This is a genomic window from Rhodococcus sp. WY5 (assembly GCF_018588185.1).
GTDB lineage: Bacteria > Actinomycetota > Actinomycetes > Mycobacteriales > Mycobacteriaceae > Rhodococcus_F > Rhodococcus_F qingshengii.
Map to the genome: position 1 here is coordinate 2405012 of NZ_JAAMPR010000001.1, position 25781 is coordinate 2430792.

26 protein-coding genes are annotated in these 25781 nt (G+C 63.5%); 18 read left to right on the top strand and 8 right to left on the bottom strand.

Going from position 1 to position 25781, the window contains the following annotated elements:
* Window positions 1–90: 90 nt before the first annotated feature.
* Window positions 91–1014 (top strand): alpha/beta fold hydrolase, encoded by a 924-nt coding sequence (locus G4D79_RS11235; protein WP_099697827.1) that lies wholly within the window; start codon window positions 91–93, stop codon window positions 1012–1014.
* Window positions 1011–1442 carry a nuclear transport factor 2 family protein gene (locus G4D79_RS11240; RefSeq protein ID WP_003940510.1) on the top strand — a complete coding sequence of 144 codons (432 nt, stop codon included), beginning with the start codon at window positions 1011–1013 and terminating at the stop codon, window positions 1440–1442. Before G4D79_RS11235 ends, G4D79_RS11240 begins: the two co-directional genes overlap by 4 nt.
* A gap of 18 nt (window positions 1443–1460) precedes the next feature.
* Here the strand turns inward: G4D79_RS11240 and G4D79_RS11245 are convergent, their stop codons facing one another.
* On the bottom strand, window positions 1461–2234 hold the full coding sequence (locus tag G4D79_RS11245; protein WP_099697826.1) for an SDR family oxidoreductase: 774 nt from the start codon (window positions 2232–2234) through the stop codon (window positions 1461–1463).
* A 209-nt stretch (window positions 2235–2443) separates the two neighbouring features.
* Between G4D79_RS11245 and G4D79_RS11250 the strand changes: the two genes are divergently transcribed.
* Window positions 2444–3370: a hypothetical protein gene (locus G4D79_RS11250; RefSeq protein WP_099697825.1), complete on the top strand. Its 927-nt coding sequence runs from the start codon at window positions 2444–2446 to the stop codon at window positions 3368–3370.
* On the opposite strand, the gene G4D79_RS11255 is transcribed toward G4D79_RS11250, so the two are convergent.
* The gene (locus G4D79_RS11255) at window positions 3358–3969 is read right to left on the bottom strand and encodes a phosphoribosylanthranilate isomerase (protein ID WP_030535233.1); all 612 of its coding nucleotides are present in this window, start codon (window positions 3967–3969) and stop codon (window positions 3358–3360) included. The genes G4D79_RS11250 and G4D79_RS11255 overlap by 13 nt on opposite strands.
* 69 nt (window positions 3970–4038) lie before the next feature.
* On the opposite strand from G4D79_RS11255, the gene G4D79_RS11260 reads away from it, so the two are divergent.
* From G4D79_RS11260 to G4D79_RS11270, 3 genes are all read left to right on the top strand, one after another.
* On the top strand, window positions 4039–5340 hold the full coding sequence (locus G4D79_RS11260; RefSeq protein WP_003939993.1) for an esterase family protein: 1302 nt from the start codon (window positions 4039–4041) through the stop codon (window positions 5338–5340).
* A gap of 91 nt (window positions 5341–5431) precedes the next feature.
* Window positions 5432–6661 carry an acyl-CoA dehydrogenase family protein gene (locus tag G4D79_RS11265; RefSeq protein ID WP_007733810.1) on the top strand — a complete coding sequence of 410 codons (1230 nt, stop codon included), beginning with the start codon at window positions 5432–5434 and terminating at the stop codon, window positions 6659–6661.
* Between the two features lie 126 nt (window positions 6662–6787).
* Complete coding sequence (locus tag G4D79_RS11270; RefSeq protein WP_037125853.1) at window positions 6788–7384, top strand: CatB-related O-acetyltransferase; 597 nt, start codon at window positions 6788–6790, stop codon at window positions 7382–7384.
* A 12-nt stretch (window positions 7385–7396) separates the two neighbouring features.
* On the opposite strand, the gene G4D79_RS11275 is transcribed toward G4D79_RS11270, so the two are convergent.
* Complete coding sequence (locus G4D79_RS11275) at window positions 7397–8002, bottom strand: hypothetical protein (protein WP_099697824.1); 606 nt, start codon at window positions 8000–8002, stop codon at window positions 7397–7399.
* A 67-nt stretch (window positions 8003–8069) separates the two neighbouring features.
* Here G4D79_RS11275 and G4D79_RS11280 point away from each other — a divergent pair, with 67 nt between their 5' ends.
* On the top strand, window positions 8070–8423 hold the full coding sequence (locus G4D79_RS11280; protein WP_003939907.1) for a VOC family protein: 354 nt from the start codon (window positions 8070–8072) through the stop codon (window positions 8421–8423).
* Window positions 8424–8510: 87 nt separating this feature from the next.
* A complete protein-coding gene (locus G4D79_RS11285; RefSeq protein ID WP_073512791.1) occupies window positions 8511–9803 on the top strand; it encodes a M18 family aminopeptidase in 1293 nt (430 codons plus the stop codon).
* Window positions 9804–9828: 25 nt separating this feature from the next.
* On the opposite strand, the gene G4D79_RS11290 is transcribed toward G4D79_RS11285, so the two are convergent.
* Window positions 9829–10806: a Dyp-type peroxidase gene (locus G4D79_RS11290; RefSeq protein ID WP_099697823.1), complete on the bottom strand. Its 978-nt coding sequence runs from the start codon at window positions 10804–10806 to the stop codon at window positions 9829–9831.
* Between the two features lie 250 nt (window positions 10807–11056).
* On the opposite strand from G4D79_RS11290, the gene purL reads away from it, so the two are divergent.
* The 9 genes from purL (at window position 11057) to purM (ending at window position 21404) form a co-directional block, all read left to right on the top strand.
* Window positions 11057–13345: a phosphoribosylformylglycinamidine synthase subunit PurL gene (gene purL / locus G4D79_RS11295; RefSeq protein ID WP_099697822.1), complete on the top strand. Its 2289-nt coding sequence runs from the start codon at window positions 11057–11059 to the stop codon at window positions 13343–13345.
* Between the two features lie 3 nt (window positions 13346–13348).
* Window positions 13349–15133 carry an alpha/beta-hydrolase family protein gene (locus G4D79_RS11300; RefSeq protein ID WP_042922291.1) on the top strand — a complete coding sequence of 595 codons (1785 nt, stop codon included), beginning with the start codon at window positions 13349–13351 and terminating at the stop codon, window positions 15131–15133.
* The gene (locus G4D79_RS35220) at window positions 15130–15786 is read left to right on the top strand and encodes a CPBP family intramembrane glutamic endopeptidase (RefSeq protein ID WP_065455262.1); all 657 of its coding nucleotides are present in this window, start codon (window positions 15130–15132) and stop codon (window positions 15784–15786) included. Before G4D79_RS11300 ends, G4D79_RS35220 begins: the two co-directional genes overlap by 4 nt.
* Complete coding sequence (locus G4D79_RS11310) at window positions 15786–16175, top strand: sterol carrier family protein (protein ID WP_007733822.1); 390 nt, start codon at window positions 15786–15788, stop codon at window positions 16173–16175. The genes G4D79_RS35220 and G4D79_RS11310 overlap by 1 nt, the downstream gene beginning before the upstream one ends.
* Window positions 16176–16345: 170 nt before the next feature.
* Window positions 16346–17923 (top strand): amidophosphoribosyltransferase, encoded by a 1578-nt coding sequence (purF, locus tag G4D79_RS11315; RefSeq protein ID WP_003940541.1) that lies wholly within the window; start codon window positions 16346–16348, stop codon window positions 17921–17923.
* Between the two features lie 144 nt (window positions 17924–18067).
* Window positions 18068–18676: an AIM24 family protein gene (locus G4D79_RS11320; protein WP_003940441.1), complete on the top strand. Its 609-nt coding sequence runs from the start codon at window positions 18068–18070 to the stop codon at window positions 18674–18676.
* A gap of 3 nt (window positions 18677–18679) precedes the next feature.
* Window positions 18680–19357 carry an AIM24 family protein gene (locus G4D79_RS11325; protein WP_003939918.1) on the top strand — a complete coding sequence of 226 codons (678 nt, stop codon included), beginning with the start codon at window positions 18680–18682 and terminating at the stop codon, window positions 19355–19357.
* Between the two features lie 13 nt (window positions 19358–19370).
* A complete protein-coding gene (locus G4D79_RS11330; protein WP_099697821.1) occupies window positions 19371–20117 on the top strand; it encodes an AIM24 family protein in 747 nt (248 codons plus the stop codon).
* 207 nt (window positions 20118–20324) lie between these two features.
* Window positions 20325–21404, top strand: a complete 1080-nt coding sequence (gene purM / locus G4D79_RS11335; RefSeq protein ID WP_003940225.1) for a phosphoribosylformylglycinamidine cyclo-ligase — start codon at window positions 20325–20327, stop codon at window positions 21402–21404.
* Window positions 21405–21554: 150 nt separating this feature from the next.
* On the opposite strand, the gene G4D79_RS11340 is transcribed toward purM, so the two are convergent.
* The 4 genes from G4D79_RS11340 to G4D79_RS11355 form a co-directional block, all read right to left on the bottom strand.
* Window positions 21555–21758 (bottom strand): DUF3073 domain-containing protein, encoded by a 204-nt coding sequence (locus tag G4D79_RS11340; RefSeq protein WP_003940337.1) that lies wholly within the window; start codon window positions 21756–21758, stop codon window positions 21555–21557.
* A 202-nt stretch (window positions 21759–21960) separates the two neighbouring features.
* Window positions 21961–22914, bottom strand: a complete 954-nt coding sequence (locus G4D79_RS11345; RefSeq protein ID WP_003940365.1) for an asparaginase — start codon at window positions 22912–22914, stop codon at window positions 21961–21963.
* Window positions 22911–23579, bottom strand: a complete 669-nt coding sequence (locus tag G4D79_RS11350; RefSeq protein ID WP_030535239.1) for an MOSC domain-containing protein — start codon at window positions 23577–23579, stop codon at window positions 22911–22913. Before G4D79_RS11350 ends, G4D79_RS11345 begins: the two co-directional genes overlap by 4 nt.
* Complete coding sequence (locus G4D79_RS11355; RefSeq protein ID WP_007733828.1) at window positions 23576–24697, bottom strand: folate-binding protein YgfZ; 1122 nt, start codon at window positions 24695–24697, stop codon at window positions 23576–23578. Before G4D79_RS11355 ends, G4D79_RS11350 begins: the two co-directional genes overlap by 4 nt.
* 79 nt (window positions 24698–24776) lie before the next feature.
* Here G4D79_RS11355 and G4D79_RS11360 point away from each other — a divergent pair, with 79 nt between their 5' ends.
* Window positions 24777–25640, top strand: coding sequence for an aminodeoxychorismate lyase (locus tag G4D79_RS11360; RefSeq protein ID WP_099697820.1), 864 nt, complete (start codon window positions 24777–24779; stop codon window positions 25638–25640).
* Window positions 25641–25781: the final 141 nt, after the last annotated feature.

The following is a 25781-nucleotide window of genomic DNA, read 5'->3' on the forward strand; positions in this document are numbered from 1 at the left end:
ATTGAACTTGAGGCCGGATTCAATATAGGTGATGGATCACGAACTGGGAAGAGTTGGATGAACCGATTGACGACTATGTATGTTCGATCGATGAGCAATGTGGTCGAAGACGCGCCTGGTTGGTTCACTCGGGCGTTGGCAGCGCCGGTCGAGACGGGGTCGGTGGAGGTCGAGGGTGCCTCGGTGCACTTTCGGGCTTGGGGGCCGGCGGGGCCGGGAATCGTGCTGATTCACGGCGGCGCCGCCCACAGTCGCTGGTGGGATCACATTGCGCCGCAGTTCGCCGAGGGGCGCCGCGTCGTCGCTCTCGACTTGACGGGCCACGGCGACAGTCACACTCGCGACGCCTACGCGATGTCCCAGTGGGCTCGCGAGGTGCTGGCGGCGGCCGAGGCAGGGGGAATCGACGGCAAGCCGATTCTGGTGGGGCACAGTATGGGTGGGATTGTTTCTTTCGTGGCCTCGCATCTGCATGGCGAACTGTTGGACGGGGTTGTCATCATCGATTCTCCGCTCAAGGCGCGTACGCCCGAAGAGGAGGCGGCTCGACGCCAGAATGCGTTCGGCCCCAAGAAGGTTTATTTCACCAGGGAAGACGCGATGGGCCGTTTCCGCTTCGTTCCGCCGCAGGATTCGGGTCTGCCTGCGGTGCGTGACCATGTGGCGGCCACGTCGATGGAGGAAGTCGAGGGCGGTTGGTCGTGGAAGTTCGATCCGAATTTCTTTCTCCGAGTAGGCGCCGAAGATGTTCTCGACAGCGAACCACGTTGCCGCGTAGCCTATTTCCGAGCTGAGAACGGCATCGTGTCCGATCGACTCATGGAGCACATGCGCGGATTGTTCGGACCGGAGGCCATCGTGGCGGAGATTCCCGAAGCCGGACATCACGTCATGATCGATCAGCCGTTGCAACTCGTGACCGGGGTGCGAACTGTGTTGAGTGCGTGGTCCGTCGCAAGTCAAGTGCCGGTAAATCAAGCGGCAGGTAACGTCGAGGGAAGGGTAGAAGCATGAGCACGGAATTGACGCTCGAACCGAAAGTCGAAGCTGCACTGAAGTTGTGGCACACCATGATCGAAACCGGCGATCTGTCGGCGCTACCGACGATCGTCGCGCCCGACGCGCAGTTCCGATCGCCCACGGGATTCAAGCCGTACCAGTCCGCGGATGCCGTTGTGCTCATTCTCAATACGGTGATCCAGGTGTTCGAGAACTTCGAGTACCACCGTCAGTTCGCCGGAGCCAACGGTCGGCAGGTCGTGCTCGAATTCAGTGCGAACATCGGCGATAAAAGTCTCAAGGGAATCGACATGGTCGAATTCGACGAGGACGGCAAGATCGTCGATTTCGAGGTCATGGTGCGTCCGGCCAGCGGGCTCGCGGCTTTGGCTGCCGAAATGGGTAAGAGGCTCGGGCAGACGCTACCGACCTACAAAGCCTGAACTGAGTCCGGCCAAGGCTCAGTTCGTACTGAATCCGCCGTTGGAGTGAAGGAGTTGTCCCGTAATCCAGCCTCCGGCGTCGGACATCAGAAACCGAACGAGGTTTGCAGTGTCGCCGGGAGTACCCAGCCGGCCGGCAGGAGTCTGGAGGGTTGTGGCCTGTCTGATCGCGGGTGTCATCCATCCTGTGTCGATAGGTCCTGGGTTGACGACGTTGGCTCGTATGCCGCGTGATCCAAGTTCGACTGCGGCGGCGATGACGATGCGGTCGAGAGCGCCCTTGCTGGCCCCGTACGGAACATTGTGGGCCGCATGGTCGCTGGTGAGTGCGATGATCCGCCCGGCCACCTGACTGACGTCGCGCTGTTCCGGAAGCCGTTCAGCGAACGCTTTGATCAGCAGCCAGGAGGCGCGAGCGTTGACGGCGAAATGTCGTTCCCAGCTCTCGACGGTGGTATCGAGGATCGAGCTGTCGACGCTTTCGCAATGTGAGAGCACCAGCCCACGGAGGTCGTTCCGCGCTGCGGCAGCGTCAACGAGCTGATCGGCCACGTCGGGCGAGGCCAGATCTCCAGGAACGAGGTCGACACGGCTTCCGAGTGCGCGACACTTCTCGGCAATGTCTTGCGGATCGTGCGCTCCGCGCCCGAACCCGACGCGTTCGTCGTAAGGCTCCCAGTAGCCGATAGCCAGATCCCAACCATCCTCGGCAAGGCCCAATGCGAGGCTCGCTCCGATCGACTTGCTCCGACCGACACCGGTGATCAATACGGTCCCGCGCTTGTCAGACACTGCTCGCCTCCCGAGATGTCCTGCAATTCAAATGGGGTGAGGTCACTTCAGATGGAAGCATCACTGTAGCGGGCGAGCTGTCGCCTGTATCGAGCGAGCTGTCGCCGTGCCTCGACCTGACCAGTGTCTTGACACGGCGCTGGTCACAGCGTTTGACTGAGATGCAAGCTCGAGTTGATTCGCCGGACTGTGTCCCGGGAGGTTGACCTATGCGCGGCAAGGGAATTGCAGGCAAGGCTTTCTCAGGCGAGGGCTGTAGACGTGGACAAGAACCTCACCGAGCAAGGTCTCATCGCGGGACCGTCTCGGTTCTGGCTTTGGTTGGGGTGTGCGTACTTTCGTGTGCCACCACTCAGATGGCCGGCGCGCAACCGGTTGCAGAGAATGTCGATACCGGGTTCGTGATCCCTTTTGCCGGGGCTCCGGTCTACGAGAGCGTCGCGCCCACGCAGATGACTACTCCGGATCAACTCAACCAGCCGCTCGGTCAGCAGACTGCGGAAGAGATTGCCGCGCAGATCGGACTCGAGCCCGCTGACGCTTTGACCGAGGAGCAGTATCGCGACCTCATGGCCGGTGGTGGGGTCGGTGGCAATCTCGAGGATGCCGAGGTGATCGACGAATGCGCCCGGATTCTCACCAATACGAACGGGCGGCCCCTCTATTCCGGCACGACGCCGTCGGTTCTGGCCAGTTACGGGTTGTACGTGAATCCCGACGGATTGCTGGAGAGTCCGGCCAACGCGGATGCGCCGACGCGACAGGTGAATACGCTGATCGCCCCTGGCGGTTTCGTGGGCACCTGGTTGCGCAACAACGGTGCGACGCACACTCTGATTGCGCTCTATCAGTCGGCATACACGGTGCAGGCAGTCTACGGATTTGCAGCGCAACAGATTTCGGGAGCAGCGCAGCTGGTGACCAACACCAAAGGCGATGTGAGTTCGGAAGTCGGCATGTCGATGGCGCCGCCGCTCTGGATAGTGAACTTCGCACTGCTCTACATCTTGAAGCCGTCACTGGCGGCAGCGATGCCTGCACACTGGGCTCCCATTCCGCCGGCCGTTGCCGACGCCGTGAAAGCGAGTCCCACCGGTCAAGTCGCTTTCAGTGACTACGCGTCCTATTTCGAGTGATCGGTCTGCCGGACAGCGCTGACGAACTTCTCGATCAAAGCGTGGTCCTTGACGCCGCGGGAGGATTCGACGCCGCTGGAGACGTCGACGCCCCAGGCTCCGGTGGCATCGAGTGCGTCGCGAACGTTGTCCGGGGACAGTCCGCCCGCCAGGATCCACTTGCCTTGCGGGCGGGATTGCTGTTGGGCCCAGTTCCACGGCACCCCTGATCCGGCGTCTGCGCCGTCGATCAGGAGTTCGTCCTCGCCGAGGTCGAGATTGTAACCGTCGCGGACGTTGCTGGAGACGACCGCGCGGATGACGGTGAGGCCGGCATCGTGCAGCCGCTGCACTTGCTCGGCGTCGACAAGATCGTGAACCTGTACGGTGCGAAGCCCGGTGATCTTCGCGATCTCGAGGATCTGATCGATCGGGTTGCCGAGAAAGACTCCGATTGCACGGATGTGATCTGGAACTCGCGCGAGCAGAGCGACTGCGAGTGTGGGGTCGACTTTGCGGACGCTCTCGGCGAAGACGAAACCGATGGCGTCGACGCCCAGGCCCACCGTGAGGTCGACCGTGTCAACGTCGCGTAGGCCACAGACCTTGATGAATGTCACCTGATACAGAGTACTAGCGTCGTCGTCTAGCCTCGTGCGTGCGACATTTCTACGCGCGAGAGGCTTGACGTGGACTGGCTCTACCGAATCAGTTTGATCTCGGGACCGCTGCCGGTGATCCTGACTGTCCTTGGGGTCCTGGGTGGTGTGTGGCTGCTCGGTTCGAACGTGCGCTGGTACTACCGCAGAGCGGTGCCGATCGCGGGGCTGATCGCGCTGGTGATCATGATCGCCGTGTGGATCACCGTCGAAAAGGTGATCGTGCCGTTCCCCGATCCCATCGAGATGTCGATCTACGTGTGGATCGGAATCGGTATCTACGCGTTGCTACTTCTCGGGCCGCGAATCAAGGCAGGCGGAACGATCGCGAAGGCGGTGGTGTCCGTCGTTGCGACCGTTCTGGTCATCGTCACCGCCGCGACGCAGATCAACCTGGTGTTCGCTGCCTACCCGACTGTGGGAATTGCGTTCGGACACGACGATTTCGACCGCATCTCACTCAGTGAAGTTCCCGGTCCGACCGATCCTGTTGTCACCGGCGATCCCACCGACACTGTGTGGAAAGCGCCGGAGGGCATGCCGATTCGCGGACGGGTCACGACTTTGCCTGTCCCCGGGACGATTTCAGGATTCTCCGCGCGCGACGCGCAGGTGTATCTGCCGCCGTCGTACTTCACCAATCCGCGTCCGCTTCTTCCCGTGCTCGTGCTCATGGCAGGTCAGCCTGGCAAGCCCGAGGACTGGCTCCAGGGCGGAAAGCTGACCGCGACAATGGACGCTTTTGCACGGGATCACGAGGGGTTGGCTCCAGTCGTCGTGATAGCCGATGGAACAGGGTCGCAGATGGCCAATCCGCTGTGCACCGACTCGTCACAGGGCAAGGTCGGCACGTATCTGGCAAAGGACTTGCCCGCTGCGGTGGCGAATGCGTTCCAGATCGACACGAATCCGCGAGCGTGGGCAATCGGCGGGCTCTCCTACGGTGGCACCTGCTCACTGCAGATGGCGACCAATTACCCCGAGGTGTACCCGACATTCCTCGATCTGTCCGGTCAATTGGAGCCTTCGCTCGGTGACCGACAGCGAACCGTCGACGAGATATTCGGCGGCGACGAAGCGGCGTTCGTGAAGGTGAATCCGATGGACCTGCTGGCGACTCGGAAGTTCCCGAACTCGGGCGGAGTGTTCGTCGTCGGAACAGATGACAACGAGTTCAAGCCGGGTCAGCAAAAGGTGTACGAAGCGGCCAAAGCGGCCGGAATGGACGCCAGGTATCTCGAGCTTCCCGGTGGTCACAGCTTTTCGGTGTGGTCGGCCGGCGTCGAGCAGGAGCTGACGTGGATCTCGCAGAGAATGGGACTGATCAGCTGAATCCTGTTCCGGTTTTGGAACGTGTTCTATATTCGGTGTGTGGCTGCCGTTCGGCAGTCTCTCGATCGTTCACCGACTGGAGTTCAGGCACATGTACGAGTGGTCCGACACCGACCTGATGTTCCGCGACGCCTTGCGGGGCTTTATCGACAAAGAGGTGCGACCTCACGTCGACGAGCTCGAAAGTGGTGCGCTGCCGCCGTTCGACATCATTCGCAAGCTGTACTCGACCTTCGGTCTGGCCGACATGGCACGCGAAGGCCTCGAGAAGTCGCTGGCACGCGAGCGCGGCGATGCGCCCTCCGGTGACGGTGAGAAGTCGAGCGCCTTCAGCGGCGCCGGCAGCATGGGCGTCGTGCTCAACAGCGAATTGGCCGGAGTCAGCCTCGGCCTGGTCGCATCGTTGGGTGTCAGCCTCGGATTGGCCGCCGGAACTATCCGCAGCCGCGGCACACTCGCGCAGAAGGAACGCTGGCTCCCCGGCCTGGTGACATTCGAGACCGTCGGCGCCTGGGCGATCACCGAACCGGACTCCGGCTCGGATGCCTTCGGCGGCATGAAGTCCTACGTACGCCGCGACGGCGACGACTACATTCTCAACGGCAACAAGACCTTCATCACCAACGGTCCGTACGCCGACGTGATGATCGTGTACGCAAAGCTCGACGAGGGCGATGCGTCGGTTGATCGTCGCGATCGCAAGGTGCTCGCCTTCATCCTCGACAAGGGCATGGAGGGTCTCACACAGAGCCCGCCGTTCAAAAAGATGGGCATGAACTCCTCACCCACAGGTGAGCTGTTCTTCGACAACGTCCGCATCACCAAGGACCGTCTGCTCGGCGAGACCGAGGACAGCGGAAAGTCGGACGGCAAATCCAGCGCCAAGGAGAGCTTTGCCGCCGAACGCATCGGCATCGCGTCCCTGTCTCTCGGCATCATCAACGAATGCCACCGTCTGAGCATCGAATACGCGAAGTCCCGCAAACTGTGGGGACGCGAGATCGGGCAGTTCCAGCTCATCCAGCTCAAGCTGGCCGAGATGGAGGTCGCTCGAATCAACGTGCAGAACATGGTCTTCAACGCGATCGAACGTACCGCGGCCGGAGACAAGGTGAGTCTCGCGGAGGCGTCGGCGATGAAGCTGTACTCCTCGCGCGCAGCGACCGAGGTCGCGATGGAAGCCGTGCAGCTGTTCGGTGGAAACGGCTACATGGCCGAGTACCGAGTCGAGCAATTGGCGCGTGATGCCAAGTCGCTCATGATCTATGCGGGCAGCAACGAAATTCAGGTCACCCATATCGCCAAGGGCCTCCTGGGCTGACACCGGTACGTTTTCGCTTGTCGGTCGATCGCAGCAGGAACCAGATAGTCTTGCTGCGGTCGGCGACACCGCGCCGACGGATCGGAGTAAGCAGTGAACGCGCCGGATCCCACAAATGTTCATCCGATGGCCGGGCAACCGCGAGTGGTGTTGCTGAGGCCGTTGATCGACAACCCGTTGATCGAGGTAGGGGAGTACACCTACTACGACGATCCGGAGTTCGCCGAAGAGTTCGAGACTCGAAACGTGTTGCATCACTACGGTCCCGACAAACTGGTGATCGGAAAGTTCTGCGCCCTGGCCACCGGTGTCACCTTCATCATGAACGGCGCGAACCATCGTATGAACGGTGTCTCCACCTACCCGTTTCCGATCATGGGCGGTGATTGGGCCAGGCACATGGATTTGGTGCAGGATTTGCCGTCGCGCGGTGACACCGTCGTGGGGAACGACGTGTGGTTCGGCGGGAACGTGACAGTCATGCCCGGTGTCCGGATCGGTCACGGGTCGATCGTGTCCACTGGCGCCGTCGTAACGCGCGACGTCCCGGACTACGCAATTGTCGGCGGCAACCCGGCAACGGAGATCAAGCGCCGCTTCAGTGCCGAAGACATCGAGAAGTTGGTGCGAATTGCTTGGTGGGACTGGCCGATCGAGAAGATCACCCGCCACGTCCGGGTGATCTCGGACGGGAGTGTCGCGGAACTCGAAGCGGTCGAGTGATCTACCGATCTGCTAGTTCGATCGAGTGAGCGAGTAGTTCCGGACATAAAGCAGGGCGGCCGCGAGAAGGCCGACGGCAAGACCTGTTGCGGTGAAGGTGATCAGGTTCGGCTCGAGGTCGAAGTGGATGATGGTCGATTCGGGGTAGGGCTTCTGCGGGTCACGAGGTTCGGGAAGGACCACCGAATAGAAGGTGGGCGGCCAGATTTTTCCGACAACGGCGACCGCAAGTCCGTAGGCCGCTCCGAAGATCGAAAGTGCAAGCGGAAGAACAAATCTTCGCCCACCTGCGTCGCGGGACAGGTGCCATCCCGTCGCGTTCAGTATCGCCGACACGGCAATGGCGACAGCCGTTCCGACAATCAGGAACCACGCAGTTGCGGGGAACCAATGAGGGGCGTCGACGTAGCTGTAGCCTTCGACAACCCACATGTATCCGGTCTTGCCGTCCTCCGCCGGCGGCGGTGGCGGAGGTTGGATGCCGATATGTTCTGTTCGCATAGATGGCGTGGCGAATCGCCAGGCGAGCACTCCGAGGTAGCTCAACAGCAAGCCGGTCGCGATGAAAACTGCGAAGAGTGGTTCTGCAACACGGTCGCGCAGCGTTGTGAGTCGCACTCGACGATCGTCTCATCTCAGCCCGAGATCGAGAGTCTTTGTCGGTGGCTTCCATTAGCGTGTGCGCATGACTCTCACACTCGGCATGATCACCTTCGACAGTCTCGATCCCGGTCCGCTCGCAACGTGGTGGGCAGCGCAGTTGGGCGGAAACATCGTCGAGGAAAACGACGGTTGGTTCTACATCGTCTCGGTCCCTGACAGCGCCACCAACTTCGCATTCCAGAAGGTCCCGGACCCCACCGCCGGTAAGAATCGCATCCATCTCGATTTGGGGAGTCCGGATCTCGACGCCGAGGTGGCGCGGCTCGTCGAGGCCGGGGCAACTGAGCACCACCGCGAGAACATGGACGGTTTCCGCTGGGTGACGCTCCTCGATCCTGATGGGAATCAGTTCTGCGTGTCGGGTCCTCACGCCTGAGCTGACAGGTTCTGAGCTCGCCCGATTCCGCCCACTGATTTCGTGCCCACTGATTTCGCGGACACCGATTCGGGCATGATGAGGGGCATGACTTCTCAGACTTCTCGGACCGGGGCCGACGCAGACGGCTTGTGCAGCTTCGTCGATTCGTCACCGTCGCCGTTCCATGTGTGCGCGACGGTGGCGACCGAGCTGACGGCCGGCGGGTTCGTCGAAGTCCACGAAACGCAGTCGTGGCCAGCCGAGCCCGGACGGTACTTCCTCGTGCGAGGCGGTTCGCTGATCGCCTGGAGCACCGAGGGCGTGGGAAACGCCGCTCCGTTCCGGATTGTCGGAGGTCATACCGACAGCCCCAACCTGCGGGTCAAACAGCATCCCGACCTCACTTCGGCCGGGTGGCAGATGGTGGGCCTCGAACCGTATGGCGGTGCGTGGCTGAACTCCTGGCTCGACCGCGATCTCGGTATCTCCGGACGATTGAGTGTCCGGGTGGGAAACACTGTGGAGCAGAAGCTGGTTCGCATCGACGACCCGATTCTTCGTGTTCCGCAGCTGGCTATCCACCTGTCCGAAGATCGCAAGGGTGTGACGCTGGATCCGCAGAGGCACGTCAACGGAATCTGGGGCGTGGGTTCGAAGCCCAAGTCGTTCATCGGCTTTGTCGCCGAGCGTGCGGGTGTAGCCGCGTCGTCGGTTCTCGGCTGGGAATTGATGACACACGACCTTGCGCCCAGCGCAGTCGTGGGGGTGGACAAGGAATTGGTCAGCGCCCCTCGGCTCGACAATCAGGGCACGTGTTATGCAGGGACACAAGCACTTTTGGCCGCGGCTGAGTCGCCCGGTCAGCAGGTCCCAGTGCTTGCTCTCTTCGATCATGAAGAGGTCGGCAGCATGTCCGATCGCGGAGCTTTCTCGGACCTGCTGAACACCGTGCTCGAGCGGATCGTGTTGGGACGCGGTGGTGGCCGCGAAGAATTCCTGCAGGCGATGGCCGGCTCGGTATGCGCGTCGGGCGACATGGCACACGCGACGCACCCCAATTACCCGGACCGCCACGAGCCCGCTCATCGGATCGAGATCAACGGTGGGCCGGTACTCAAGGTGAACCAGAACCTGCGCTACGCCACCGATGCGGCCGGTGCCGGCGAATTCGCGCTCGCGTGCGATCAGGCGGGAGTGCCGATGCAGCGCTACGTCCACCGCGCCGATTTGCCGTGCGGCTCCACCATCGGACCGATCACGGCATCACGCACCGGACTGTCCACCGTCGACGTCGGCGCGCCTCAGCTCGCGATGCACTCTGCCCGCGAGCTGATGGGCGCGGCAGATGTCCGCATGTATGCCGACGCGCTCGGTGCGTTCCTCACGCCGCGTAGTTAGAGGGTGGGTAGCTGGGAGCGGGCAGTCAAACGGCTGAGAGCCCAGCGGGTGCAGCCGGTAGATCCTCGAAGAAGTCGGCGCTCGGAGTGAAGAACATCGAGCCCGTCACGGCCGTCGAGAAATCGAGCAGACGGTCGTAATTGCCGCGAGGGTTGCCGAGAAACATGTTCTCGAGCATCCGTTCGGTGATCGCCGGCGTGCGGCAGTAGCCGATGAAAAAGGTGCCGATCTCGTCGTCGCCGAGGCGCCCGTACGGCATGTTGGCACGCAGGATCTCGAGAGCCTTGCCGTTCTCGTCCTTGATTGCGTTGAGGGCTACGTGCGAGTTGGCCGGCTTCACTTCGGACGTCATCTCGATGTCCTCGAGCTTGCTGCGTCCGATCACACGTTCCTGCTCGTCGACGGTGATTGCTTCCCAGTCCCGCATCTTGTGGACGTAGCGCTGGATATGGACGTAGCTCCCTCCGGTGAACGCAGGATCTTCGTCTCCGACAGTCACGGCGGCGACGGCGTCGCGGCCCACCGGATTTTCGGTGCCGTCGACGAAGCCGATGAGGTCTCGGTTCTCGAAGTACTGGAAGCCGTGAACCTCGTCGACCACCGTGGCTGCGCCGTGCAGTCGCTTCGTGATCTGCCGAGCCACCTCGAAACACGCATCCATGCTCATCGCGCGGATGTGGAAGAGCAGATCGCCGGGAGTCGACGGCGCCCAGTGAACGTCGCCCTGCAAAGCGGTGAACGGGTGCAGTAGCGCGGGGCGCGGACCGGCGAACAGTCGATCCCAAACCGACGAACCGATGCTTGTCACCACATCCAAACCTGATCCGGGGACGCGCAGCCCCACGGCGCGCTGTAGGCCGGCGACGTCGGCGAGTAGTTCTCGTGTGGTGTTCTCGCCACCCGGATTCACGGTCGCGACCAGGAAAATCGCAGCCGGAGTGAGGGGAGTGGTCACCGACTGGGACTGTGCCGTGAGGTCGGACTGACGAACATCCTGGGGCATGCGAGACCTTTCGAGGGAGAGAGTGGACCGGCCCTGACTTTAGGAAAACCGACCGGATCACCCAACCGGGGCGGGTGTGACCGGCGATACTTCGCAGGCCCGGAGGTGTTGCGGGTGCTGCCGTCTGCGGAAGTCGTCGGCCCACACCGATAGACTGTCCCCCGGCACGTTCTTTCGTTGGGCACATTCGTGGTGTCCCGCTCCGCGCCGGCTTGCCTCTTGACTCCCGTAGGGAAGGGACCACTCTCCAGTGTCTGCTCACCAGGTCGATACCGTCACGCACGCATCGGCTGATCCCGATGCCGCTCAGCCGTTCAAGGAGCTCGGTCTCAAGGACGACGAATACGCACGCATCAAGGAGATCCTGGGCCGCCGTCCCACGGACGCCGAACTGGCGATGTACTCGGTGATGTGGAGCGAGCACTGCTCGTACAAGTCCTCGAAGGTCCACCTCGGATACTTCGGCAAGACCACCACCGACGAGATGCGCGCCAACATGCTGGCCGGCATCGGTGAGAACGCCGGCGTCGTCGACATCGGTGACGGCTGGGCAGTCACGTTCAAGGTCGAGAGCCACAACCACCCGTCGTACGTCGAGCCTTACCAGGGTGCGGCGACCGGTGTCGGCGGCATCGTCCGCGACATCATGGCCATGGGTGCTCGTCCGATCGCCGTCATGGATCAGCTTCGGTTCGGTGCTGCTGACGCCCCCGATACCCGTCGCGTCGTCGACGGTGTCGTGCGCGGTGTCGGTGGATACGGAAACTCCCTCGGCCTGCCGAACATCGGCGGCGAGACGGTCTTCGACGAGTCCTATGCAGGTAACCCGCTGGTCAACGCCCTCGCTGCCGGCGTCATGCGCGTCGAGGATCTGCATCTGGCCTTCGCTTCGGGCGCGGGCAACAAGATCATCCTGTTCGGCGCACGCACCGGTCTCGACGGAATCGGCGGCGTCTCGGTCCTCGCGTCGGCGACGTTCGACGACGAGGGTGGAGACACCGGCGGACGTAAGAAGCTGCCCGCGGTTCAGGTCGGCGACCCGTTCACCGAGAAGGTGCTCATCGAGTGCTGTCTCGACCTTTACAAGGCCGGCCTCGTCGTCGGCATCCAGGACCTCGGCGGCGCCGGGCTGTCCTGCGCCACCTCCGAGCTGGCCGCGGCCGGCGACGGCGGCATGCACATCAACCTCGAGAAGGTTCCGATGCGCGCCACCGGCATGACCCCGGCCGAGGTGCTCTCGAGCGAATCGCAGGAGCGCATGTGCGCCGTGGTCACGCCCGAGAACGTCGATGCGTTCATGGAGGTCTGCAAGAAGTGGGACGTCCTGGCCACCGACATCGGCGAGGTCACCGACGGTGAGCACCTCACCATCTCCTGGCACGGCGAGACCGTCGTCGACGTTCCCCCGCGCACCGTCGCGCACGAGGGCCCGGTTTACCACCGCCCCGTCGAGCGTCCGGCAACGCAGGATGCCTTGATCGCGAATACGACTGCCGGACTGAAGCGTCCCGAAACCGACGCCGAGCTCGAAGCGACCCTGCTGAAGATGATCGCCTCGCCTGCCCTGTGCAGCCGCAAGTGGATCACCGAGCAGTACGACCGCTACGTCCGCGGAAACACCGTCCTGGCCGAGAACGCCGACGGCGGTGTCATCCGCATCGACGAGAAGACCGGACGCGGAATCGCACTGTCCACCGACGCTTCGGGCCGCTACACCGCGCTCGACCCGTACACCGGTGCGCAGCTCGCGTTGGCCGAGGCTTTCCGCAACGTGGCAGTCACGGGCGCAACGCCCAAGGCCGTCTCCAACTGCCTGAACTTCGGTTCTCCCGAGGACCCGGGTGTCATGTGGCAGTTCCAGCAGGCCGTTCGCGGCCTTGCCGACGGCTGCGCCACCCTCGGCATCCCCGTCACCGGCGGCAACGTCAGCTTCTTCAACCAGACCGGATCCACGGCAATCCTGCCGACGCCGGTGGTTGCCGTCCTCGGTGTGATCGACGACGTTCACCGCCGCATCCCGACGGGCCTCGGACTCGAGCCCGGCGAGACGCTGATCCTGCTCGGCGACACCCACGACGAGTTCGACGGCTCCATCTGGTCGCAGGTCGAGCACGGTCACCTCGGTGGCGTGCCGCCGAAGGTCGACCTCGCCCGTGAGCAACTGCTCGCCGACATTCTGCTCGCCTCTTCGCGTGACGGTCTCGTCACCGCAGCCCACGACCTCTCCGAGGGTGGACTGGCCCAGGCTGTCGTCGAAGCCGCGCTGGCCGGCGAAACCGGTTGCCGCATCCTGATTCCCGAGGGCGCAGATCCGTTCGTGACCTTGTTCTCGGAATCGTCGGGACGTGTCCTCGTTGCAGTTCCGCGTACCGAGGAGACTCGCTTCACCGGTATGTGCACCGCCCGCGGCTTGCCGTGGACGCGTATCGGGGTCGTCGACGAGGGCAGCGACTCCGTCGAGGTCCAGGGACACTTCTCCGTCACGATGGCCAAGCTCCGTGAGGCCTTCGAGGGAACGCTGCCCGCACTGTTCGGGTGATAGATGGTCGATTCCGGAGAACTGACTTCTTCTGACAGCCAGCCGCAGGAACACCACCTGCGGCTGGCTGTTCCCGCACCCCTCGAGAAGCTCGACAACCGCTTCACCGAGTGGGCGTGGGGGCTCCTCAAACTCGACTTCACCGGCATCGCGTTTGCCGCGTTCTTCTTCTGCTGGTCGTTGACCCCTTCGCTGTTGCCGCGCGATTGGCTTTTCCAAGGTCTGATCGGCGGAATCAACTCGGCCATCGGCTACGGCGTCGGTACTGCGATCGGTTGGGCTGTCGAGCGATACCTGCTCAGCGGTCGACGGTGGTGGCCACTGCCCGAGCCGGTGCCTTCCGCGATCAAGGTCTTCGTTCCGGTCGCGTCCATCGTCGCGGCGATCATCATGCTGGTCTACGCGGCCGGGTGGCAACGTGAAATCGCGGCACTGACCGATGCCGAAGGCACGACCACTTCCGGCTACATCCGAACCCTCGGACTGAGCCTGCTCGTCGGTGGCCTGCTCATCTCGATCTGGCGGGTCCTCCACGATCTGGTGAAACTGATTGCCCGACAGCTGATGCGGCGGTTCCACTGGTCACGGTCGGTGGCCAATGGCGTCGGTGTCCTGGTTGTCACCGTCCTGTTCTTCATGCTGGTCGACGGCGTCCTGGTCCGCGGAATCTATGCAGCGACCAACTCGATCTTCAGTCTGCAGAACTCGACCACTCGCGACGGCGTCGTCGAACCGCAGGATCCGATGAAATCGGGTAGCCCCGAATCAGCCGCTCCCTGGGACACATTGGGATTCGAGGGACGAAACTTCGTCTCGCGCGGACTCGACGCGCAGGAACTCGAAGCGGCAACCGGTAAGCCTGCGATGGATCCGATTCGCGTATATGCCGGACTTGAAAGCGCCGAAGATCCCGAAGAGCGTATGGATCTGGTCATCAAGGAGCTGGAGCGAACCGGCGCCTTCCAACGCAAGGTCCTCGTGGTCATTCCGACGACGGGTACGGGGTGGGTCAATCCCACTGCGGCACAGGCAATCGAACTTGTGCATGACGGCGACACTGCTCTTGTCGCCAGCCAGTACTCGTACCTGCCGAGTTGGATCTCGTTCCTCGCCGACCAGGAGAAGGCGCAAGCTGCCGGACGCCTGTTGATCGAGCGGGTACACGAAAGATGGCTCCAGGAACCGGAAGCCACCAGGCCGAAGTTCATGGTCTACGGCGAGAGCCTCGGCGTCATGGCCGGCGCCGGAGCCTTCGACACACTGCAGGCGGCACGCGATACCGCCGACGGAATTCTGTGGGTGGGCCCGCCGAACGCGACGCAGTTGTGGCGTTCGATCGAGAAGAGGCGCGATCCCGGCACTCCCGAAGTAGCTCCTGTCTACGCGGACGGCTTGGCCGGCGTGCGGTTCGCGGATCGCTCCGAAGACATTCCGACCGACGGGATGACGTGGCCGCAGCCGCGGGTTCTGTTTGTCCAGCACCCTTCCGATCCAGTGGTGTGGTGGTCACCCGACCTCATGTTCAATCGGCCCGAGTGGCTCAAGGAAGTGCCCGGTTTCGACCGCTCGCCGTCGATGAAATGGTTCCCGGTCGTGACGTTCTGGCAGGTGTCGGCCGACCTCGGCAACGCCGCGGGAGTTCCGGACGGCCATGGTCACAATTACGGAACCTCCGTTCTGGACGCCTGGATCAGCGTTGCCCAGCCCGAGGGGTGGACGGCCGCAGAAACCGAGCGAGTGCGGTCGGCATTGGTTGTCGCCGTGAAATCAGAGGGCCCCGAGAAGTGAGGGGAGTCGCCTCGATCGTGCTCTCCGCTACCGCGATCACCTGGAGCAACGTCGTGCTTCCGGCATTCGGTCTTTCGCCCCGAGCCCGCGCCGTGGTCAACACCGCGGCCGGTCTGTCGGCCATCGGAGTCCTACTCGCACGTGGTTACACCCGCGAGGAACTCGGCTTGGCGCACACCGGCATTCGTGGTGGTGCTCAGTTCGGCGGAGCCGCGGCGGGGGCGGTCCTTACCGGCTACAGCGTCGCTTTGGCCGTTCCGTCCTTGCGCGCGACTCTCGCTGCCGACGAGCGAGCAGACGGCCGCGAAGACTTCCTCGAATGGATCATCCTGCACATCCCGTTCGGGACGGTGCTCTCCGAGGAACTGTTGTTCCGTAGCGCGATGTCGGCCGTCTGGAGCCGCGAACTGAACAGGCCGACCGCGCAGGCTGTTCACGCACTGACCTTCGGGCTGTGGCACGTCGCTCCCGCTCGCGGTGCCGGCGACAACGTTCCCGCAGCAGTGGCGTTCACCGGCGCTTCGGCATTGCTGTTCGAGTGGCTGCACCGCCGTGGCGGCAGCGTACTTGCCCCCGCCCTGCTGCACCTGGCCACGAATGCCGGTGGCGCACTTGCCGTTCGTATCGCTACTCGCAGACAGGGAGTGAACTGATGCCGCCCCGCCGCGCCGTCGACCCCGCCGAATTTCGTGCCGCCGTCCTGGCCGTCGGCCCGTGGCTTCGAGATCCGGAACTGCCGAAGCCTTCGCGCAGTGAACTCGGTGCGGCAGTGAAGATGAGTGCGCGCACTCTCGAACAGATCGCCCCCGGATCGAGCGTCGAGGTGCGGGTCCCACCGTTTGTTGCGGTGCAATGCATCGAAGGTCCGCGTCACACGCGCGGAACCCCGCCCAACGTCGTCGAGACGGACGCTCGGACGTGGTTGCAGATGGTCACCGGATTGCTCGAGTTCTCCGAGGCCTCAGGTGACGGAAGAGTCGACGCCTCAGGTAGCCGCGCTCCCGAAATTGCGCACTGGCTCCCACTGCTGCGGTTGACCTAGCAACAGAGGGGTTGGCGCAGCAACAGAGTGGTTGACGCAGTAACAGTGAGAGACCATCCGGTTCGCTTCGGCGTGATCTGAGAGCCAAGGCAGCCCTCAGGGGAAGTGAGTCCCAAAATGGCCGTAGACTGTGGATGCCCCCCAACCCCTGCCCACAAAGGGAGCGCCCGGTGACTCGTGCCGATCTGTCGGTCAACAGTCCAAATCTCCTCGCTTCGAACCCGTCCGACGAGGACGAGAACGAGCCCCGCGAAGAATGCGGTGTATTCGGCGTCTGGGCGCCGGGAGAGGATGTGGCGAAGCTCACTTATTACGGCCTGTACGCACTTCAGCACCGTGGTCAAGAAGCTGCCGGCATTGCGGTAGCCGACGGCTCCCAGGTGTTGGTGTTCAAGGATCTCGGCCTGGTCAGCCAGGTATTCGACGAGCAGACTCTCGCAGCAATGCCAGGACATGTCGCCGTCGGACATTGCCGTTACTCCACCACCGGTTCCACGACGTGGGAGAACGCGCAGCCCATCTTCCGTACGACCACTGCCGGTACCGGCATCGCGCTCGGCCACAACGGCAACCTGGTCAACACCGCTGAACTCGCGAGCCGCACCCGTGCCGCCGGCCTGGTCAACGACAAGCGCCCCAATGCCGCGACTTCCGACTCCGACCTCATCGGTGGTCTCCTGGCACACGCTGCCGGCGACAGCACCATCGAACAGGCCGCAATGGAATTGCTTCCCACGTTGGAGGGCGCGTTCTGCCTCACCTTCATGGACGAGCACACGCTGTACGCAGCGCGCGATCCGCACGGCATCCGCCCGCTCTGCCTCGGTCGACTCGACCGCGGTTGGGTAGTCGCCAGCGAGACCGCAGCCCTCGACATCGTCGGTGCGTCGTTCGTTCGCGACATCGAACCCGGTGAGCTGCTTGCGATCGACGCCGACGGCGTTCGCTCCTCACGTTTCGCGAACCCGACTCCCAAGGGTTGTGTCTTCGAGTACGTCTACCTCGCGCGTCCCGACAGCGTCATCGGTGGCCGTTCGGTCCACTCGACCCGCGTCGAGATCGGCCGTCTGCTCGCCAGCGAGCATCCCGCCGAAGGTGACTTGGTCATCCCCGTTCCCGAGTCCGGCACCCCCGCAGCCGTCGGATACGCACAGGGCTCAGGCATCCCCTACGGCCAGGGTCTGATGAAGAACGCCTACGTGGGCCGTACCTTCATCCAGCCGTCGCAGACGATCCGTCAGCTCGGTATCAGGCTCAAGCTCAACCCGCTCAAGGAAGTCATCCGCGGCAAGCGCCTTGTGGTGGTGGACGATTCGATCGTCCGCGGTAACACTCAGCGTGCGCTCATCCGGATGCTCCGCGAAGCCGGCGCCCTTGAAATTCACGTCCGTATCGCCTCGCCGCCGGTCAAGTGGCCCTGCTTCTACGGCATCGACTTCGCCTCACCGGCCGAATTGATTGCCAACGGCGCGGGCGGACAGGATGCGACGTTCGAGGAGATGCTCGACGGTGTGCGTCGTTCCATCGGAGCGGACACCCTCGGATACATCTCCACCGAGGGCATGATCGCCGCCACCGAGCAGCCGGCCAGCCGTCTGTGCGCCGCGTGCTTCGACGGGACCTACCCGATCGCGCTTCCCAAGGAAACGTCGATCGGCAAGAACGTCCTCGAGGGGATGCTCGAGAGCACCGCAGGTTCGACGGCCACTCGCGACAACGACAATGCGAGCGCGCTCAGCCGCCCCTGAACATCAGAATCGTTGAAATTCGACAGCCGAGAATCTGCCGTCCACAGCATGTGGGCGGCAGATTTTCTGTTCACGACTTTCTGTTCCACGACACGGCATACGTCGTGAGCATCTGGCATAGTGCCCTCCGTGGCGCAACTGAGAATGGATGGGCACCGGGTCCTGGTCGCAGACCTGGTGGGGGACACCATCAAAGCGATCAACGGCTCGATGGTGGCGTACGAGGGTGCGATTACCTTCAAGAACGCCGGAATGGGCGGTGGCGGTGGGTTACGTGCCGCGCTGAAACAGAAGGCGGCAGGTGAATCACTGTCCCTGATGGAAGTCAGCGGTCAAGGCACCGTCTACTTCGCGGTCGACGCCCAGGACATCACGATTATCGAGCTCAACAACGACGCTTTGCACGTCGAAGCCTCGCAATTGCTCGCATTGGTCGGCCAACTGCGAACCGACGTGAAATTTGCCGGTCTCCGCGGCGCAGGTTCCGGACAGGGCTTGTTCACGACGGTCGTCAGCGGCACCGGTCTGGTGGCGGTGCTGTCGAAGGGCGGACCGATCATCGCGCTCGAAGTCAGCCCGCAGTATCCGCTGGTTGCCGATCCCGACGCATTCGTCGCTCACCGTGGCCAGCTGAACCAGAGCTTCGTCACCGACGTCACCTGGCGCTCCGCGATCGGCGGTGGCAGCGGTGAAGCGTTCTCGCTGCGATTCGACGGATCCGGAGTCGTCTACATCCAGCCCGAGGAGCGCTGAACCATGCCGTTGGAATTGGTGAACAGCAAGGTCGTCAAGTCGACCCTCGCGCCGGGCCAGAACGTGCTCGCCCGCACCGGGTCGATGCTCTACTACACCGGTGACGTCCGCTTCATCCCGCACAGCATGGGCGGTGGGCCCGGCGCCATGCCGAACATGGGCGGTATCGCCGGGATGGCCGGCCGCATGATGTCCGGCGAACACGCACGCATGATGGCGGCCGAGGGAAACGGTGAGGTCTTCTACGGGCATGCCGGCTTGTACGTCGAGGTCATCCACCTCGACGGTTCGTCGATGCTCACGGTCGAAGCCGACCGACTCCTCGCACACGACGGCTACCTCCAGAGTTCGATAGTCGCTCTCACGTCGCAGGGCGGTGTGCGCGGAGCGGTACGCGGGGCCATGACCGGTCAAGGGCTGTTCACGACGCAGTTGCACGGACAGGGAAGCGTCGCGGTCCTCTCGCACGGGGGCGCGATTCCGTTGCAGGTCGGTCCGAACAATCCTCAGGTCGTCGTCGACCCGCAGGCATACGTGTGCCACATCGGTCAGATCAACGTCGACATCTCCGCGAACGTCGGCTGGCGCGAGGCCGTCGGCAAGGGCTCGGGGGAGTCCATCCAGCTGAAGATGACCGGCGCCGGCACCGTCTGGGTCCAGGCGTCCGAGCAGAAGTTCTGAGAGGGCACAGAGCATGGGTATCGAAATTCACAATCCGGCAACTCTGCCCGCCAACGACAACGTCCCGGGCAACGACTACGCCTTCTGCGTCGAGATGGCCGGGCAGCCGTGGTTCACGTCCAAGGGCGCGATGATCGCGTACTACGGAAACATCAACTTCGAGCCGCTCGGGCGCACGAGTATGACGGCGATCGTCGCGGCCAGGTTCTCTTCGCCGCTCTACGCCGACGACTGGGTGCTCGCTCAGGGACAGGGCAAGTTGATCCTCGGGGACCGCGGATTCAACATCAATTCCTACGACCTCGACGACGGCAACCTCACGATTCGCGCGGCCAATCTCCTCGCCTTCGAGACGAGCCTGGACCTCAAACAGTCCATCGTCCCAGGCTTTTTGACGCTACTGGGGACAGGCAAGTTCCTGGCGTCGTCCAATGGCCCGGTCATGTTCGCGGAGCCGCCGCTGCGCATCGACCCGCAGGCGTTGGTGGGTTGGGCCGACTGCCCGTCGCCGTCCCACCACTTCGATGCCGACTGGATGCAGAGCTTCCTGGGCGCGGTTCGCGGAAGCATGTTCGGCGCGAAAACCGGTGAAGAACGCCAGTTCGATTTCACCGGAGCCGGGACGGTACTGATCCAGTCGAGCGAGAAGGTCGTCCACGACGGACACCTCCTCAAACACATCGAATCCGAGACGGTCGCACTCGGGCAGAACAGTCTGCGCGCACTGCACGCCTCGATCGGTGCCCGGCTGCAGAACTGACGTCTCGGGGTACGCGAGGTCTCACCGAGGGGGCCGGTCCGGTAGCGTATGGGCGTAATCGTCGGTATTTGTGTGCGCGCTCTGGGTCTCGAGTCGAACGATCCATCTCGCGTCACGAGGATTGCAAACACTTCACATTGCAAGACCACTTACCTGTGCACGAGCAATACGTGCTCGCGAGAAATACAAGGCTGGAGTAGTAACCCGATGACCGAGGACAGTCACCGCACCGCAGGCGCCTCCTACGCGGCAGCAGGAGTCGATATCGCCGCAGGCGACCGGGCGGTGGAACTCTTCGCCCCTCTGGCCAAGAAGGCCAGCCGCCCCGAGGTCATGGGTGGCCTCGGTGGTTTCGCCGGCTTGTTCTCCCTCAAGGGTGATTACAAGGAGCCGTTGCTCGCCGCATCGACCGACGGCGTCGGAACCAAGCTCGCTGTCGCGCAGGCGATGGACAAGCACGACACGGTCGGACTCGACCTCGTCGCCATGGTTGTCGACGACCTCGTCGTCTGTGGCGCCGAGCCGCTGTTCCTCCAGGACTACATCGCCGTCGGCCGGGTCATCCCCGAGCGCGTCGCGGAATTGGTCAGCGGAATCGCCGAGGGCTGCATCCAGGCCGGCTGCGCTCTCCTCGGCGGCGAGACCGCCGAGCACCCCGGCATCATGGCCGACGGTGACTACGACCTTTCCGCCACCGGTGTCGGCGTCGTGGAGGCAGAGAAGCTGCTCGGACCGGATCGCGTTCGCCCCGGCGACGTCGTCATCGCCATGGGTTCTTCGGGACTGCACTCCAACGGATACTCACTGGCCCGCAAGGTCCTGCTCGAGATCGACCGCATGAACCTGAGCGCACACGTCGACGAGTTCGGCCGCACGCTCGGTGAGGAACTGCTCGAGCCCACCAAGATCTACGCCAAGGACTGCCTGGCACTCGCTGCCGAGACCGACGTGCGCACGTTCTGCCACGTCACCGGTGGCGGCCTCGCCAACAACCTCGCGCGCGTCATGCCCAAGGGCTTGGTCGCCGAACTCGATCGCGGAACCTGGAGCCCCGCTCCGGTCTTCGCCATGATCGCGCAACGCGGACGCGTCGAGCGCGCCGAGATGGAGCAGACGTTCAACATGGGCGTCGGCATGGTCGCCGTCGTCGCACCCGAGGACGTCGACCGCGCACTTGCCGTCCTCACCGCACGCCACATCGACTGCTGGACGCTCGGTAGCGTCAAGAAGGCGTCGGACGCCGCTGCAGAGCGTGCGTTCCTGGCCGGAGACCACCCGCGCTTCTAGACCGCAACGTCAGCTGCCCCATCGGAGAGATCCGGTGGGGCAGTTTTGTGTGTCCGTGCAAGCAGGCGCGAGGCGGAAAATGGAACGCAAAAATGAGGAAGAGCGATCAGCTCTTCCTCATTTCACAGTCTGCGCGGTGGCAGTGCGCGGTCAACGCCGCCAGTCGTCGTAGTCGTCCTCTCGCGCATGCCCTTCCCTATCGGAAGTCTGGTCCGATCGGACACTGCTCCGATGCGAGTTGGTCGATCCACCTGCGAGCTCTCTTTGCAGGCTGTCGAAATCCGTGGTCGGTACGCTGTATTTCAATTCGCGTGCAACCTTGGTCTGCTTTGCCTTAGCCCGGCCGCGGCCCATGGCTGACCCCCTCGCGCTTTCGCGGGGCGGCCTGGGGAATTTGGCGGCCCCGTTTGAGTGTGTAAGTTTCCTGACACACACTCTAGCGTGGAAAAGTCGCTTCCGCTTCCACGAAGGCCTCACCGCCGTGTCTGATTGCTCTCACTATGGCCGCGAGCTGCCAGGATGCTGAAAGAACTCGTCAGAACTTTGTGAGAACTGCTCAGAAGTTTCCGGGAATTGCGCGAATCGTCCCCACTCGGGCGTCGCCGCCGAAGACCGGAGCGGATGCGAGAGCCGCCAACTCCTCGGTCCACTCGGTGTTCATCCGCTTGAGCAGAGCTGCCGCCAAGGGCAGGAGCGCCCGCTCGTGACCGTCGTCGATCTTGAGGGCGAAAGCGGAACCGTCGGGAAGCGCTCCGGCGTAGATGCCGTCGTATCCGGTCTTGGAGAACAGACCCGGCACGGCGGACATCAGGCGCTGATCGTTGCGGCCGGTGCCCGAGACGAGGAAGGGGTTCTCGCGGACCGCGTCGGCCACAGCTCGTTCGGGTGAGTCGGGCTCAGCCGAGGGCAGGCGTCCGAATGCCCGAGCCAGGTTCGTGAGCGAGAGCGGCACGATCGGGAGACCACAACCGTCGATGCCGAGTTCCTGCTCTTCCTCGCCGCTGAGATCGAAGATCGTCTCCTGGATCGCGAGTTGGAGGGGATGAGTCGGCTCCATGTACGTCTCGAGCGGCCAGTCGTTCACGACGCACGTGGCGAGCATCGCGGAGTGCTTGCCCGAGCAGGTCATGTAGATCGGGCTGGGAAGCTCGCCCGCTGCGATCAGTTCGGCTCGGGCCAGTTCGTTGCCCGGCAGATCGGAGGGGCACTGCAACTGGTCAACACCGAGTTGGTAGCGAGCGAGAAGCGCTGCGACCAGTTCGATGTGATCGGCCTCGCCCGCATGTGAGGACGACGCGACGGCCAGCTCTTCCGGGCTGGTGGGTGCAAAGCCGTTACGAAGCGCAGCGACGGCTTGCAGCGGCTTGTTCGCCGAGCGCGGGTAGATGGGTGTGTGAATTTCCCCGAGTCCGACAACGACCTCGCCGTCGGCGCCGAGAATGACGGCCGATCCGCGATGCACGCATTCGCGGAATCCGGAGCGGACCACTTCCACCAATTCGATACTCACGAGTGCACCTGCGCTTCTGCTTGTTCGATGAACCTCTGGACGCGCGCGGTGACGTTCGGTGCAAGGTCGGTGTGTTCTGCGAGGAGCCGTCGAAGCCGCTCAGGATCCGTTCCGGCGAAGACCTCTCGAACAGTCACTCCGTGATCCGGTACGTGGACTCGGGTGACCGAATCGCCCGCGGCGATCGTGCCGGTCCGGTTGACGCGAAGGTAGGCGCCGACGTCGGTCCGCTCGGTGAATCTTTTGACCCAGCCCTTTTCCGCGGCCCAGATGCCGAAGGTGCCGCACGGGACGCGGGGAGCAGTCACCTCGAGTTCGAGAACGTCCGACGCCTCGGCTCCGGTGATGTGCCAACGCTCGCCGATCACGGCGTCCGTGACGAGCATCCCGCTGATGTGAAGATTCTCGCCGAACCATCCGGGGCCGAGAGGTCGGCCCAATTCGTCCGACCAGCGCTGCGCTTCGTCGCGCTGATACGCGTAGACAGCTTGGAAGGCGCCGCCGTGGAACTCGGTGTCGCAGACGTAGTCGCCACCCAGACCGAGTCGGCCGACCGCGACGCGGCCGTCGACGGGACGCTTGTCGATCGCGGTACGGGGGACTCGCCTGACGCCACTGTCACGTTCGGTGTGGACGACGCAGACCGCGTCGACCGTGCCCGTCACTTTCCGCGCAATCGGTTGACAGCCTCACGTCCGGCCTGGGGTGCGTCGTCCGCCACGATCGAATCCGGATCGATGGACGCAGCGCTGGGGCCGGCCATCAGTTCGGTGTCGACCGGGATGTTGCGCTTGATCAGAGCGAGTGCGATGGGGCCGAGCTCGTGATGATTGACGACGGTCCCGACGCGTCCGACGGCCCGTCCGCCCGCCGTGATCGGGTCACCCGGTTCCGGGACGGCTTCGGCGCTGCCGTCGAGGTGCAACATGACGAGATGGCGCGGGGGCTTGCCGAGATTGTGAACTCGGGCGACGGTTTCCTGACCGCGGTAGCACCCCTTGTCGAGGTGGACGGCGCCGTGCTCGGCCGGCCCACCGATCCAGTGGACCTCGTGCGGGATGGTCCGTTCGTCGGTGTCCAGTCCGAGGCGAGGCCTCGTCGCTTCGACGCGCAGTGCCTCGAAGGCCCAACTGCCGGCGGGCTTGGCGCCGGCATCGGTCAGCCTGGTCCACCACGCTGCCAGTTGCTCACGTGGGACGAGAAGATCGAAAGAGTTCTCGGTAGGCCACGGCATGCGGCGGACAAATCCGCCGTCGGCCAAGGCGTGAGCGTCGTAGGCCTCGGTGGGTGTCTGAACCTCGAGTGCGGCGAGGACAGTTGACGCTTCGGGTCCGATCAGGCTCAGGACCGCGAGTTCGTTGCCGTCTCGAGGTTCGGCCTTGGACCAGAACACCATCTTCTTCAAGAAGGAGAGAAGGTCGGGTCCGCGGTTCGCCTCGGTGTCGATCCAGGTGACACCTGCCAGGTCCGTCTGCACGAAGTGGTGCTCGACGCGTCCGTTGACGTCCAGGCTCAAGTTCTCGGCACTCTTGCCGTCGGGGAGCGCGGCGATGTGCTGGCTCGAAATCGTGTGCAGCCACGTGAGGCGTTCGTCGCCGGGAATGGCGATCACGAATCTGTGACTGCGGTCGACCACCACTGCTGCGCGCTGCGCGGTTCGCTGTTCGCCGAGAGGATCGCCGTAGTGCCACGCGACACCGATGTCGGCCGAACCGTCCGGTGCGGTGACCGCGCCGGGGGAAGTCAGAAGTGGGCTGTTGGGCACAAGAGCGTTGTCGACCACGAGACCAGTCTAGGAGTGTGGGCGGGATCGCGGTTACAGGGCGGCCCCGGCGGCTTGGCGGATCGTTAGGGTTGATGGCATGCCTGATCGCGTATTGGTGACTCTCGACCATGAGGTGCTCGATGCTGACGCACCGTTTCTGCACGCCGACGACCTGGCGGTGGTGCGCGGCGACGGAGTCTTCGAGACGCTGTTGGTACGCGACGGCCGCGCCCGGGTGGTCGAGGGACACCTGAGTCGACTGGTTCTGAGCGCGCGGGCACTCGGTCTGCCCGCTCCCGTTCTCGATGATTGGCGTCTGGCGATCGAGATGGCTGCCGAGGAGTGGGGGACCGAGAAGGAAGGCGCTCTTCGTCTTGTTCTGACCCGCGGCCGTGAGAGCGGTGACAAGCCGACAGCCTTCGTGATGGTCGGTCCGGTGGCCGATCGGGTCAGACAGGTCCGCGAATCGGGGTTGTCGGTGATGACTCTCGAGCGAGGTTTCTCTGTCGATCTCTCTGCCCGGGCACCCTGGCAGCTACTGGGCGCGAAGACGTTGTCGTACGCAACCAACATGGCAGCGCTTCGATATGCGGCGAATTTGGGTGCTGACGATGTGATCTTCGTCAGTTCCGAGGGCAATGTGTTGGAGGGACCACGCTCGACGGTGGTGGTCGTTCGGGACAGGACTTTGATCACACCGCCTCCCGCACAGGGCATTTTGATGGGCACTACGCAGCGCGCCCTGTTCGACGTTGCCGGCAGTGCTCGCTTCGATTGCCGATACGAAACCCTCCGACCTGCGGATTTGATTGCGGCCGACGGAGTGTGGATGGTTTCGAGCGTCACGCTGGCCGCACGCGTCCATACACTCGACGGGCTCACATTGCCAGAGCCGAAGGTCTCCGGGGAATTCGCGGAATTGGTTGAACGTGCAATTGATTCGGATTCAGCAGGGCGATAGGCGAATAGGAATCGCGACAGGTCTCTACTACATTTGGTAGTAGCAAAGTCCTGCGGTCCAAACCGGACAGCAGTACCGTGTCCGCAGGGGCCGAGCGACTGCCCGCGTCTCGAACCCCGAAGCCTGTCCCAGGGCCCTACT